This window comes from Klebsiella sp. MPUS7 (assembly GCF_009905335.1).
Lineage (GTDB): Bacteria > Pseudomonadota > Gammaproteobacteria > Enterobacterales > Enterobacteriaceae > Klebsiella > Klebsiella grimontii.
Genome location: NZ_CP047604.1, coordinates 5,035,005 through 5,047,110 on the forward strand (window position 1 = coordinate 5,035,005; position 12,106 = coordinate 5,047,110).

13 protein-coding genes and 1 pseudogene are annotated in these 12,106 nt (G+C 55.0%); 9 read left to right on the forward strand and 5 right to left on the reverse strand.

Annotated features, from left to right (window positions below):
• Nucleotides 1–20: 20 nt before the first annotated feature.
• The 4 genes from GUC22_RS23505 to GUC22_RS23520 all read left to right on the forward strand — a co-directional run bounded on the left by GUC22_RS23505 (nt 21) and on the right by GUC22_RS23520 (nt 2,408).
• On the forward strand, nt 21–224 hold the full coding sequence (locus GUC22_RS23505; protein WP_004098292.1) for a YbdD/YjiX family protein: 204 nt from the start codon (nt 21–23) through the stop codon (nt 222–224).
• Between the two features lie 11 nt (nt 225–235).
• Nucleotides 236–1,192 carry a GTPase gene (gene yjiA, locus GUC22_RS23510; protein WP_004133181.1) on the forward strand — a complete coding sequence of 319 codons (957 nt, stop codon included), beginning with the start codon at nt 236–238 and terminating at the stop codon, nt 1,190–1,192.
• Nucleotides 1,193–1,542: 350 nt separating this feature from the next.
• Nucleotides 1,543–2,088 carry a YfaZ family outer membrane protein gene (locus GUC22_RS23515; RefSeq protein ID WP_004133182.1) on the forward strand — a complete coding sequence of 182 codons (546 nt, stop codon included), beginning with the start codon at nt 1,543–1,545 and terminating at the stop codon, nt 2,086–2,088.
• On the forward strand, nt 2,088–2,408 hold the full coding sequence (locus GUC22_RS23520) for a hypothetical protein (RefSeq protein WP_004133183.1): 321 nt from the start codon (nt 2,088–2,090) through the stop codon (nt 2,406–2,408). Before GUC22_RS23515 ends, GUC22_RS23520 begins: the two co-directional genes overlap by 1 nt.
• Before the next feature lie 45 nt (nt 2,409–2,453).
• On the opposite strand, the gene GUC22_RS23525 is transcribed toward GUC22_RS23520, so the two are convergent.
• The gene (locus GUC22_RS23525; protein ID WP_160183793.1) at nt 2,454–3,824 is read right to left on the reverse strand and encodes an NAD-dependent succinate-semialdehyde dehydrogenase; all 1,371 of its coding nucleotides are present in this window, start codon (nt 3,822–3,824) and stop codon (nt 2,454–2,456) included.
• 178 nt (nt 3,825–4,002) lie between these two features.
• A pseudogene (locus GUC22_RS23530) lies at nt 4,003–4,437 on the reverse strand (Rpn family recombination-promoting nuclease/putative transposase); the annotation flags it as partial.
• 103 nt (nt 4,438–4,540) lie between these two features.
• Here GUC22_RS23530 and GUC22_RS23535 point away from each other — a divergent pair.
• Both GUC22_RS23535 and GUC22_RS23540 read left to right on the forward strand, forming a co-directional pair.
• Complete coding sequence (locus tag GUC22_RS23535) at nt 4,541–5,356, forward strand: AraC family transcriptional regulator (protein ID WP_064371498.1); 816 nt, start codon at nt 4,541–4,543, stop codon at nt 5,354–5,356.
• Nucleotides 5,357–5,402: 46 nt separating this feature from the next.
• Nucleotides 5,403–6,044, forward strand: coding sequence for a LysE family translocator (locus tag GUC22_RS23540; protein ID WP_024360430.1), 642 nt, complete (start codon nt 5,403–5,405; stop codon nt 6,042–6,044).
• Nucleotides 6,045–6,133: 89 nt separating this feature from the next.
• Here GUC22_RS23540 and GUC22_RS23545 read toward each other — a convergent pair whose 3' ends face one another.
• Complete coding sequence (locus tag GUC22_RS23545) at nt 6,134–6,568, reverse strand: RICIN domain-containing protein (RefSeq protein WP_049132029.1); 435 nt, start codon at nt 6,566–6,568, stop codon at nt 6,134–6,136.
• A 300-nt stretch (nt 6,569–6,868) separates the two neighbouring features.
• On the opposite strand from GUC22_RS23545, the gene GUC22_RS23550 reads away from it, so the two are divergent.
• Both GUC22_RS23550 and mdtM read left to right on the forward strand, forming a co-directional pair.
• The gene (locus GUC22_RS23550; RefSeq protein ID WP_074168711.1) at nt 6,869–8,158 is read left to right on the forward strand and encodes a DUF445 domain-containing protein; all 1,290 of its coding nucleotides are present in this window, start codon (nt 6,869–6,871) and stop codon (nt 8,156–8,158) included.
• Between the two features lie 163 nt (nt 8,159–8,321).
• Nucleotides 8,322–9,563 (forward strand): multidrug efflux MFS transporter MdtM, encoded by a 1,242-nt coding sequence (gene mdtM / locus GUC22_RS23555; RefSeq protein WP_049132030.1) that lies wholly within the window; start codon nt 8,322–8,324, stop codon nt 9,561–9,563.
• Nucleotides 9,564–9,573: 10 nt separating this feature from the next.
• Here mdtM and GUC22_RS23560 read toward each other — a convergent pair whose 3' ends face one another.
• On the reverse strand, nt 9,574–10,200 hold the full coding sequence (locus GUC22_RS23560; protein ID WP_004133192.1) for an IbrB-like domain-containing protein: 627 nt from the start codon (nt 10,198–10,200) through the stop codon (nt 9,574–9,576).
• Entirely contained in the window at nt 10,200–11,411 is a 1,212-nt protein-coding gene (locus GUC22_RS23565; protein ID WP_004133194.1) for a phosphoadenosine phosphosulfate reductase, read from the reverse strand. The genes GUC22_RS23560 and GUC22_RS23565 overlap by 1 nt, the downstream gene beginning before the upstream one ends.
• Before the next feature lie 373 nt (nt 11,412–11,784).
• Here GUC22_RS23565 and GUC22_RS23570 point away from each other — a divergent pair, with 373 nt between their 5' ends.
• Nucleotides 11,785–12,024: a DUF2164 domain-containing protein gene (locus tag GUC22_RS23570; RefSeq protein WP_004133196.1), complete on the forward strand. Its 240-nt coding sequence runs from the start codon at nt 11,785–11,787 to the stop codon at nt 12,022–12,024.
• The last annotated feature ends 82 nt before the right edge of the window (nt 12,025–12,106 follow it).

The following is a 12,106-nucleotide window of genomic DNA, read 5'->3' on the forward strand; positions in this document are numbered from 1 at the left end:
TTCGTTCTCTGGGACTCACAATGTTTGGTAACTTAGGTCAGGCAAAAAAATACCTCGGTCAGGCGGCAAAAATGCTGATCGGCATTCCGGATTACGACAACTACGTCGAGCATATGCAGACCAACCATCCGGACAAGCCGTACATGACCTATGATGAATTCTTTCGCGAACGCCAGCAGGCTCGCTACGGCGGCGATGGCAAAGGCGGCGTGCGCTGCTGTTAATGGAGGTAAACATGGCACCGATTGCAGTCACCCTGCTGACCGGTTTTCTTGGCGCGGGTAAAACCACCCTGCTGCGTCATATTCTGAACGAACGGCACGGCTTTAAAATTGCCGTTATCGAAAATGAATTTGGCGAAGTCGCCATCGATAACCAGCTTATCGGCGATCGCGCCACGCAGATTAAAACCCTGACCAACGGCTGTATCTGCTGTACCCGCTCCAACGAGCTGGAAGACGCCCTGCTCGATCTGCTCGACAGCCGCGATCGCGGAGACATCGCTTTTGACCGGCTGGTGATCGAATGCACCGGCATGGCCGACCCCGGCCCGATCATCCAGACCTTTTTCTCTCACGATGTGCTGTGTGAACGCTATCTGCTGGATGGCGTGATTGCGCTGGTTGACGCGGTGCACGCCGACCAGCAGATGAATCAGTTCACCATCGCCCAGTCGCAGGTGGGCTACGCCGATCGCATTCTGCTCACCAAAACTGACGTGGCGGGCGACAGCGACAAGCTCCGCGAACGGCTGACGCGTATTAACGCCCGCGCGCCGATTTACAACGTTACCCACGGCGATATCGATCTGAACCTGCTGTTTAACACCAGCGGCTTTATGCTGGAAGAGAACGTGGTCAGCAGCAAACCGCGCTTCCACTTTATGGCCGATAAGCAGAACGACGTGTCGTCTATCGTGGTGGAGCTGGATTATCCGGTGGATATCAGCGAGGTGTCGCGGGTGATGGAAAACCTGCTGCTCACCTTCGCAGAACAGCTGATGCGCTATAAAGGGATGCTGTGGATCGACGGCGAGCCCAACCGCCTGCTGTTCCAGGGGGTTCAGCGGCTATACAGCGCCGACTGGGATCGGCCGTGGGGCGATGAACGGCCGCACAGTACTCTGGTGTTTATTGGGATACAGCTTCCGGAAGATGAGATTCGCACCGCTTTTGAAAGCCTGCGCAGGTAGCCACGCAGCTCATCCCCCCTCTTCAGGAGGGGGAATACGCGCATGAAAATGTAAAACTTTACTTTTATATGTAACAACAGAAACGTTTTTGGAAATAATTAGAAAGGCAATTATTGCGTTTATAACCGCTTTTTCTCGCCTGTTCAGCGAATATTTAGCCAAAAGATTCAACTCACGCTCAACGGCCAAAGATTACCCATTGACAGCGCCGTAAAAACAACTAACAAACAACACAAATAAATATATCTAATAACAAAATTAGCATAAAACAGTCATCGCTAGCTGATTTGCAGTCATAAAAATCGATTGTTAAGGTGCCCTCCGCGTAATGTAATGATGAGGCACAAACCATGAAAAAGCTGAATATCCTTCTCCTCACGGCCTTGACCGCCGTCTCGGGATCCGCACTGGCGATGGGCGGTACCGTTGAGCAGGGCAAGAACTTCACCAACCTGAATCTGGAAATGGGGAAATCCTCCTCTGGCCTGTATGTGGAAAGCAACTGGCTCAAAAATACCGATGACGGTACCCAGACAGGCGGCGTCGGCGCGGGTTATAACCTGGAACTCGGCCCGGTGATGCTCAATGCCGGCGCGAAAGCTATCTACCTGGGTCCCAAAAAAGGCGATAACGGCGTGGCCTTCCCTATCGGTGGCGGCGTCAACGTGGCCCTGACCGACAGCATCCATCTCTATGGTGAGGGCTATGCCGCGCCAGAGGGCCTGAACAACAGCGTCAAAAACTACGTTGAAGCCAACGGCGGCGTAAGCTGGACGCCCATCACCCCGGTCACGCTGAAAGTGGGCTATCGCCATGTCAGCGTCGACGGCAAAGATGGCCGCCCGGGCCACACGCTGATTGACGGCGCTTATGTCGGCGGTGGGGTTACCTTCTGATGAACGGCCGCTTCGCCGCGCTTTGCGCGCTGAGCCTCGCCGTGCTGCTGTCAGGCTGCGTCCAGTACAAATGGGTGAAACCGGGCGTCAGCGATACGGAGATGAATAAAAAGCTCACCGAGTGCGAAGCGCAGGCGCTGATCGATCTCCCCCCGGATAACGTCGTCACCGGTTCAAGCTCGGAAAAAACGGACAAAGAGAACAAGAAAAAGGATATTTCCACCAGCTATACGGTGGAGGACGCCAATGCGGGGCGCAGAGATACGCTTGTAGACAGCTGCATGTTTAAAAGCGGCTGGGATAAGATTGAAGTTCAGTGATCGCCAAAAAAACCTGCCGGATGGCAGGTTTTTGTCTTCACGCCGTTATTTATGCACGACGACCAGTTTCTGATTCACAAACTCTTTAATGCCAAGATCGGAAAGCTCGCGGCCAAACCCGGAGCGCTTAACGCCGCCAAACGGCAGCTCCGGCGCGGTATCGGTTAGCCAGTTGATATAGACCATCCCGGTTTCAATCCGCGAGGCCATACGTTTCGCCCTTTCGATATCCTGGCTGAATACGGCTCCGCCAAGGCCATAGTGCGAATCGTTGGCCAGCTTCACCGCCTCATCGTCATCTTTCACCACGTAGATTTGCGCGACCGGACCGAAGAACTCTTCGAAGTAGGCCGGGTTATCGCGGGTAATGCCGGTCAAAATGGTCGGCTCGAAAAAGCTGCCCTCCCGCTGCGCGGGTTTGCCGCCCAGGTGCAGCTTCGCGCCGTTTTTCAGCGCGTCATTCACCTGCCTGGTCAGCGTTTCCAGCGCATCTTTTGAGGAGAGCGGACCCAGCGTCGTACTCTCATCCAGCGGATCGCCGATTTTCACCTGACGGAAGGCCTCGGTAAACTGGCTCAGGAACGCGTCGGCAATTTTTTCATGCAGGATAAAGCGCTTCGCCGCGGTGCACACCTGGCCCGCGTTGTTGAGCCGCGCCTGTACACCGATCTTCACCGCCTTCGCCAGATCGGCATCGTCCAGGACCACAAAGACATCGTTACCGCCCAGTTCAAGCGTCGCTTTCTTAATGTGTTTAGCCGCCTGCGCCGCCACCACGCTACCGGCTTTTTCCGAGCCGGTCAGGGCCGCGCCCTGTACGCGATCGTCGGCGATAATCTTCGCCACCTGATCCTGAGAAATAAACAGGTTAGTCCACGCCCCTTCCGGCGCGCCGGCTTCGTGTACCAGGTGGGCGAAGGTTTCCGCACAATGCGGGACGATGCTGGCATGCTTGGCGATAACCGGGTTCCCCGCCGCCAGGTTCGGCGCCAGCACGCGCATAAGCTGGTAATAAGGGAAGTTCCACGGTTCTACCGCCATCAGCACGCCGATGGGATGGTGTTCGACCCAGGCTTCACCCAGCTCGGACGGATACTTTACCGGCGCCAAAAACTGTTTGGCGTTGTCGGCGTAGTAGCGGGCAATTTGCGCGCACAGTTTAACCTCACCGCGGCTCTGCGCAATAAGCTTGCCCATCTCCTGGCTGGCGATTTCGGCCAGTTCGTCAACCCGGCTGTCGATCAGGTCAGCCAGCTTGTGCAGGATCGGTAGCCGCTGGTCAATATTTCCTTTAGCCCACTGCGAATGAGAGAGCGCATCCGCCTTCTGCAGCGCCGCTTCTACGTCCGCATCGCTGTGTGACGGGTACGCTTTGATGAGCTGATTGTTTGCAGGATTCACCGTCTGATAAGCCATATCGCATGTCTCCTTGTTATCGCTGTTAACGCAGTCATAAATACCGCACCGGTTATTAAGGGTAGTCGAGATAGCTGAGGATGCGGCCAAACTCAGAGAGATACGGAATTTTCCCGAAATGGAACGGGGAACGCTATCAGCATAAACCCCTCATAAATAACGTCAATATATCAATATCTTAGTGAATAACAGCCCGGATATCTGCCTCCGACAAACCGGTAATTCTCAGCACCGTTTCCAGCGCCATCCCTTCGGCGAGCATCGTTTGAGCAATACGCAGCGCTTCGGCGCGCTGCCCCTCCTCAACGCCCTCAGGTCGACCTTCCCGCTTCCCCTGCCTGCGCCCCACTTCACGTCATCTTTCGGCGATAGTCATTAGCTTCCCCTTGTGATGCGGTACCCGCCGGGCCACTTCGCGGATAAATTTCCCCAACCGAAGCGCTTTGCCCGAGTGAATCAGATAATTAAACAGCGTTTTTAGCTGCCTGTCCTTAGCGTATCCGCTAAGCAAAATGGCCGTCAGATGTTCCACAATGCCCAGCAGATCGCGCTGACGAATATGTTTTTGCAGCAGTTCAAGTAAGGCTACTCGGCGATGCTGGACAATTTCATTCCTCGTTTGCAAGCGAGACATTTTTGTGGAAGGCGACTCGCGGTTCTTCCGCAGGCTGAAGGCATGTTATAAACAACTATCCCTCTCAGCTAAGGAGCCCACCGTGAGCCATACGCGCAATATTCAGCAAACCTTTTGGCGCGACGAACAGCTGCCCTGGCTGGAGCTGCGCAGTACCTGGAACAGCCGCCAGGCCTATAAACGTCATCGCCATCCGCAGCTCTCCATTGGGGCGATTATCGAGGGGGAAACGCGCTGTCTCTGCAATGGTCAGGAGTATCTGCTGCGGCCGGGCGATCTGATTATTATTCCCGCCCAGGCGCCCCACAGCTGTAATCCGCGCGACGGCCAGCCGCGCAGCTACCATATGCTCTATCTCGAGCTAAGCTGGTGCTGGCGACAGCTGGCAGGCGATGGGCATCATGAGCGATTGATAGCCTCCCAGCCGGTGATACGCGATGCCGAACTGTTTGCCCGGTATTTGCAGATCGTGGAATTGATGAGCCAGCAGAACACCGCCGCGTTACCCGAAAGCGTCGCCCGCTTGCTGCGCGGCCTGCCGCTGCGCCCGCTCGCGCCTGCGGCGCTAAGTCAAACCAGCGCGCGTTTGTTCAGTCGTCTGGCAACCAATCTGCAGGCGCCGCCGACGCTGGATAGCCTCGCCGAGGAGTTTGCGCTGCGTAAAGAGACGCTGATCCGCGCCTTCAAGCACGATACCGGCCTGACGCCCGCCAGTTTTATCAATATCGCGCGGATTGAGTTCGCCAAATCGCGCCTGCGCGCCGGGGATACTATCGCCGATGTAGGCTACCAGGCCGGGTTTGCCGACCAGAGCCACTTTCATAAAACCTTTGTCAGCTATACCGCCGCCACGCCGCGCCAGTATGCGCAGCGCCGATCAATAACAGACAATAATTAGCGTTCGCGCTGGCGTAGGGTGACCTCAGGTTATTACTGAGGTTACTATGGACATACTCGCTACGCTCTTTCCCTCCGCCTTCCCCGCGCTGGCGCTCTCCCATTTTGTCGCCCTGCTGAGCCCCGGGCCGGATTTTTTTCTGCTGGTGGGCTACGCCATCCGCTATCGCCTGCGCGGCAGCGTCGGCCTGTGTCTCGGTATTGCCGCCGGAAACGGTTTATATATTATTCTGGCGATTATCGGCTGGGGGATCCTGCGCCAGGCGCCGCTGCTGTTTACGGTGATTGAGCTGCTGGGCGCGGCGTATTTGCTGTGGATTGGCAGCCTGCTGCTCAGAAGCCGCCCGGCCACGCTGGCGCTGCACGGCGCCTCGGCTTCGCGCCCGTCGCTGGTGAGACAGCTTTTTCTCGGGCTGGGTTCTTCGCTGCTGAATCCGAAAAACGCGCTGTTCTACCTCGCGCTGATGACCTCCCTATTGGGACCGAACGTCACGCTGGTGCAGCAGGCCGTCAGCGGGGCATGGATGACCAGCGTGGTGCTGCTGTGGGATCTGTTGCTGGTCACGCTGATTGCGCTACCCTCGGTGCAGCGCCGCCTTTCCGCCGTCGTCTGGCGAGTCGAGCGCACGGCCGGCGCCATACTGATGGTTTTTGGCGGCTGGATTGTGTGGCAGTTTATTTTTAATTAGTATTGTCGACGACCCAATAAGGACAAAGCCTCATCATTCTCTGTACAAGAATAAACGAGGCTCTATTCTCTCTCTCTTTTAAACAATATTTATTCCGGGCTATTTGCCGTCAACATATCCATCGGCACAAATACCCACTGCTGCGCTTCCGAGCCGTTAAATTCGAAAAGAATAATCGGATTCCCCGGGTTTGTGCCGCGGTTGTAGCTGTCCATAACAAAGGTCGGATTTTGTTTGCTTTTAATAAAGCGACGTGAGCTGACTAAATCCCACCGCTGCGTCGCTTTATTCCCGCGAACCTGAAGCTCAATCGCTGCGCCTGAACCCATACGATCCTCGCGGATACCCAGCAGCAGCTCCTCACTGGCGGCCAGGACGATCTCGCCGGTCCTGTCATCAACCGACCACAGAATTTTATTTAACGGTGAGGACGCTGGTAAGATAACAGCCTTAGCCCCGGTTTGCTGATCGCTAATACCTAATACTATGTCTTTTTTTGCTGTATATTTAAATATACCAATCATGATCAACTCCTTTTATAAAAGACCAGTAGCAAGAGAAATTTATTAACGTTCTCCCTGAAATAAACAATGCCTTATTTAACCTTGAGTATAATGTGATTAAGATCACTTATTAATAATTAATTTAAGAAAGAACTCATGTACAATATATATTATAAATGTATTTAACTTTAATTATTTAAAAATAGAATTTAAGCTACGTAAATTAAATTAACCCTCATCGTCTCTCTCGTCGGGAAAAGAGGAATCCGAATGACCAGGGCGTCAAATGGCGAAGATTTTACGCATTAGCCGTCAGGCTATATGCTTAAGACTATGGAAAAACTCGCTGAACTGAAACGTGCCAAGCTGCTGGCGCTCTCGCTGCTGCTGATTGCAGCCGCTATTTTTATCACTACCCTCGTGCTGCCGCCGACGCCATGGGTCGGTGCGCTAAAGGCTATTTCCGAAGCGGCGATGGTCGGTGCGCTGGCGGACTGGTTCGCGGTAGTGGCGCTGTTTCGCCGCATTCCGCTGCCGTTCGTTGCGCAGCATACGGCGATTATCCCGCGCAATAAGGACCGGATAGCCGATAATCTCGGCTATTTCGTGCAGGAAAAATTTCTTGATACACCGTCGCTGGTGGCGCTGATCCGCCGCTACGAACCGGCGCTGATGCTCGGTAACTGGTTCAGCCAGCCGGAAAACGCGCGGCGGGTCGGCCAGCATCTGCTGCAAGTGATGAGCGGGTTTCTCGAGCTCACCGACGATGCGCGCATTCAGCGCCTGCTGCGCCGGGCGGTGCATAAAGCAATTGATAAGGTCGATTTAACCCAAACCAGCGCCATGATGCTGGAGGGGCTGACGCGCGATAACCGCCACCAGAAGCTGCTCGATTCGCTGATTAGCCAGCTGATCGCCCTGCTCCAGCGCGACAGCTCGCGGGCGTTTATTGCCCGCGGCATCGTGCACTGGCTGGAGACCGAGCATCCGCTAAAGGCCAAACTGCTGCCTACCGAATGGCTCGGCGAGCACAGCGCTGAAATGGTTACCGACGCGGTTAACACGCTGCTCGACGAAGTGAGTCAGGATCGCGCCCATCAGATCCGCCAGGCCTTCGATCGCGCGGCGCTGAAGCTGATCGACAACCTGAAGTCCGATCCGCTGATGGCGGAAAAAGCAGACAATATCAAAGCGTATCTGAAAAACGATGAGACCTTTAACCGCTATCTGGGCGAAGTGTGGGCCGACCTGCGCGGCTGGGTTAAAAACGACGTTAATAGCGACGATTCACGCATCAAGCAGCGCATTGCCGAAGCCGGTCAGTGGTTTGGCGAAACGCTGCTCCACGATGAGGCGCTGCGCGAATCGCTGAACGAACACCTTGAACAGGCGGCGCACCGGGTGGCCCCGGAGTTTGCCGCCTTCCTGACGCGCCATATCAGCGATACGGTCAAAAGCTGGGACTCCCGCGATATGTCGCGACAAATCGAGCTGAACATTGGTAAGGACCTGCAGTTTATCCGCATCAACGGCACGCTGGTCGGCGGCACTATCGGCCTGCTGCTGTGGCTGTTTTCACAAATTCCGGCGCTGCTGCATTTACATATTTAATTCAACTATTTGTTTTTAATGTATTTATTACACGAATACATATTAACCCCTGAAAATATATGGATATTTAGGTTGACCCTAAATTTATTGCAGTGTGAAGTGCTGAAATAGTGCGCGCATAAACGGCTATTTATGGCGTAGAGACTCAACAAGGAGCCCACCGATGTTGCAATGGATGACCCGCTTTTTTGCCCGCCATTCCGCCACCCTGTTCTTCCCGGCAGCGCTGATCCTCTATGACTTTGCCGCCTATCTGACCACCGATCTTATCCAGCCGGGTATTATCCACGTGGTGCGCGACTTTGACGCCGACGTGGCGCTGGCGCCCGCGTCGGTCAGCCTGTATATGGCCGGCGGCATGGCGCTACAGTGGCTGCTCGGGCCGCTCTCCGATCGTATCGGCCGCCGTCCGGTACTGCTCACCGGCGCGCTGATCTTTACCCTGGCCTGCTTCGCGACCCTGTTCACCACCTCAATGGAGCAGTTCCTTGCCGCGCGCTTTGTTCAGGGCACCAGTATCTGTTTTATCGCCACCGTCGGCTACGTCACCGTGCAGGAGGCGTTCGGCCAGACAAAAGCCATTAAGCTGATGGCGATTATTACCTCGATCGTGCTGATTGCGCCGATAGTTGGCCCGCTCTCCGGCGCGGCGCTGATGCACTTCGTGCACTGGAAAGTGCTGTTCGGGATTATTGCCGTCATGGGGTTTATCGCCTGGCTGGGGCTGCTGCTGAATATGCCGGAGACCGTCCGGCGCGGCGACGTCTCCTTCAGCGCCAGCGGGGTGCTGCGCGATTTCCGCGATGTTTTCCGCAACCGCATTTTTCTGTTTGGCGCCGCCACGCTCTCGCTCAGCTATATTCCACTGATGAGCTGGGTTGCGGTCTCGCCGGTTATCCTGATTGACGACGGTGGCTTAACCACCGCCGAGTTCGCCTGGACCCAGGCGCCGGTCTTCAGCGCGGTGATTATCGCCAACCTGTCGGTGGCGCGCTGGGTAAAAGATCCCACCCGCTCGCGCTTTATCTGGCGCGCGGTCCCTATCCAGATGATCGGGCTGGCGATCCTGATCCTCGGCAATCTGCTGTGGCCGAACGTCTGGCTATGGTCGGTACTCGGCACCTGCTTCTATGCTTTTGGCATCGGGCTGATTTTCCCGACGCTGTTCCGCTTTACTCTGTTTTCTAACGATCTGCCAAAGGGCACCGTTTCCGCGTCGCTGAATATCGTGATCCTCAGCGTCAGCGCGCTCTCCATCGAAGCGGCGCGCTGGCTGTGGTTTAACGGCGGTAGGCTACCTTTTCATCTGCTGGGGGTGGCGGCGGGGATCGCGGCCGCGTGCTGTCTGGCAGGCTTATTAAGCCGGATACGCCAGCGACCGGAAGCCATGCTGGCGCAGGAGTAGCGCACATTGACTACTCCACGGTCCAGGCTTCGCTAAAGCTCTCGTCGGCGAACAGCTCCGTCAGGCCGCTGATCTGTTTCAGGCGCAGCACCTCATCCGCATCCATACCGAGCTCTTCGCCGATGCGCCGATCGTCCCAGCCCTGGCGATGTAAATCGCGGACGATGTCGGACATCGCCGCGATCTGGTGTTTGCCCCTGGCGCGATTATGGCGAATGGTAGCGGCGATACGCTCTTTCTGCCCTTCGCGTTCGGCATTGATGAGCGTCACCGGAAGATAACCATGCAGACGGCGGCTCAGCTCCGGGCGACTCTTACCAATCAGATGGCGGTGAAAGCCGTCCACGACCAGGTGCCGTCGCTGCTGGCGGGCTACCACTACCGGTTGGGTAAAACCATCCAGTTCGATAGAACGCTCCAGAAGTTTTTTTTCCACCGTCGCCATCACGTTAGGGTTGTAGTCATTCGCCTCAACCGTGTTGGCTTCGACCCACAGCACGCAGTCCACCGGCTCGCGGCAGAAGGGGCTGTGCTGGTGGATCAGGCTCTTCAGCTCGTTAATCGCTTTGATTTTCAAGTCAACATCGTCAAACGACTCGAGATACTCAATCACTGTCTTAGCCACATCCGGTGACATCAAAGCGTCCTCCACTCTTTACGTTTGTTACTCACCAGCCGACAGTAACGCTCATAGTGCTTAGGCTGCGTCGGGCTGAACGACAGCATCCGGCACCAGAAATCGTTTTTCAGTAGCGTCTTGCAGATACGGCGCCATGAGGGAATATCGCGATAGCCGAGATCTTTTTCCTGCTCATCGGGGATATCGTCAGGGAAACCGCGGGTCTGGTACCAGTGCAGATAAATAGCGATTTTATTGCGGTAATGCTCGGCGGTTTTCTCCGGCATGCTATCGAGCAGAAAGAGCGCATATTCGCGCCAGCTAAAATGCGCCGGTTTGCGGATTTTGGTCTTCAGCGCAAAGTAGTCGCCGCTGGCGTTGGCGTAAATCGCGCCGCTGTGCGCGCCGCATACCCGACGGCACATCCGCTCCCAGGTCTCCGGCTCAAGTATGTGATAAAGCCACAGCCCGCGCCGCTGCTCGGGGCCGAAAGGCTCGCAGACGCGCATATTTTTCAGCGGCACGCCGGCGCGATGCATCAGGTCATAGAGCGGGTTGTAGGGGAGCCGCGACTTGTGATTAAAGATCCAGATGTCGCGGGTCCGCCAGTCATAGAGGGGATAGCAGGTGTAGCTAAACCCTTCCGGCGAGGCGGTGGTCCATGGCTTATCGTCCTCAAAGCGCAGTTTGGTCGGCGAGGTAAGCGCCATGTAGCGATGCAGCGACTCGTCGGTGCGGATACCGATCAGCGAAGCGAGGCTTCTCCCGGCGGCCAGCCAGTGCGAAAAAGCCGGAACAAAGGCTTCAAACGTCATTTCAGGCTGATAAAAAGGGAAAAAACCGGCATCGGTGATGGCATCATCCGGCGGTTGCCTTACCCATTCAACCCCGGCCCGCCAGGCGACCCATTCCGGCTCGTGCTGCGATACGCCGCTCACCGTGGTCATCGGCAGCGCCACCCAGTAGAAGCGGCTTACCACGTCCTGATAGCGCTCTTTCATATTTTGCACGTGCTGGATAGTTAATAAATACTGCGCTTCCCAGTCCACGAACAATACCGCAAACTTTTTCCCTTTTTTACGCGCAACGGCCGCCGCCAGATGAAATAATACCGTCGAGTCTTTACCGCCGGAAAAAGATAAACAGACCTGCTCGAAAGTATCAAATACCCAATCCAGGCGCATCAGAGCAGCGTCAAAAACATTCATATCCAGTTTTACGCGTTTCATCCTTCACCCCTGATAAATGAATCGCCGTCAGAATGTACTTATAGAAAAAATCCGTAAGCCAGATAACCTGAAAACAGGTCTATAGATTATTCATCCAGATACCGACATGCTGAAAAAAGGCGAGCGCAACTAAATGTTATTCACATCATAAAAACCATATTATCTCATTTAAATTCATGAGGTTATGAGAATCCCTCTGATTATCTTCATTTTATCGAGAATACTGTGATCTCAGTCACAATTAGCTCCTGAGCGATTTAATCAACCTACCTCGTTGTGGCCAAAAACATCACGCCATATCACAACTGACTCCCCGCGATCGGATATAATCAGCTGCCCTGATTCACCGTAACAATATTGATTAAGGAACGCTATGAGCGATATCGATCTCAGCCCGCCGCAACGCGATCTGCTGCGCGAGAAGCTGTGTAAATACTGCGAAGAGAATTTTGAGCTGGAGCTGGAGCAATTTGACGCGGAATTCTTTGTCGACTTTATCGCGAAAGAGCTGGGTCCAATGTTTTATAACGCCGGGATTGATGCGGCCATCGCCACCCACCTTGCATTGAGCGATCGGATTCAGGAAGAGATGGATCTGAAAAAAGTCTATTAGCGGGAGATCAATAAACACACACAATAAACAGGGTTATAATGCGGCCTCTTTCATCATCTCCCGTGTACGGGGAAGGAAAACC

Bases quoted from the DNA above. Each gene is read 5' to 3' on its own strand.
- GUC22_RS23505 (WP_004098292.1), top strand. From the start codon at position 21: ATGTTTGGTAACTTAGGTCAGGCAAAAAAATACCTCGGTCAGGCGGCA.
- yjiA (WP_004133181.1), top strand. From the start codon at position 236: ATGGCACCGATTGCAGTCACCCTGCTGACCGGTTTTCTTGGCGCGGGT.
- GUC22_RS23515 (WP_004133182.1), top strand. From the start codon at position 1,543: ATGAAAAAGCTGAATATCCTTCTCCTCACGGCCTTGACCGCCGTCTCG.
- GUC22_RS23520 (WP_004133183.1), top strand. From the start codon at position 2,088: ATGAACGGCCGCTTCGCCGCGCTTTGCGCGCTGAGCCTCGCCGTGCTG.
- GUC22_RS23525 (WP_160183793.1), bottom strand. From the start codon at position 3,824: ATGGCTTATCAGACGGTGAATCCTGCAAACAATCAGCTCATCAAAGCG.
- GUC22_RS23540 (WP_024360430.1), top strand. From the start codon at position 5,403: ATGGACATACTCGCTACGCTCTTTCCCTCCGCCTTCCCCGCGCTGGCG.
- GUC22_RS23545 (WP_049132029.1), bottom strand. From the start codon at position 6,568: ATGATTGGTATATTTAAATATACAGCAAAAAAAGACATAGTATTAGGT.
- GUC22_RS23550 (WP_074168711.1), top strand. From the start codon at position 6,869: ATGCTTAAGACTATGGAAAAACTCGCTGAACTGAAACGTGCCAAGCTG.
- mdtM (WP_049132030.1), top strand. From the start codon at position 8,322: ATGTTGCAATGGATGACCCGCTTTTTTGCCCGCCATTCCGCCACCCTG.
- GUC22_RS23560 (WP_004133192.1), bottom strand. From the start codon at position 10,200: ATGTCACCGGATGTGGCTAAGACAGTGATTGAGTATCTCGAGTCGTTT.
- GUC22_RS23565 (WP_004133194.1), bottom strand. From the start codon at position 11,411: ATGAAACGCGTAAAACTGGATATGAATGTTTTTGACGCTGCTCTGATG.
- GUC22_RS23570 (WP_004133196.1), top strand. From the start codon at position 11,785: ATGAGCGATATCGATCTCAGCCCGCCGCAACGCGATCTGCTGCGCGAG.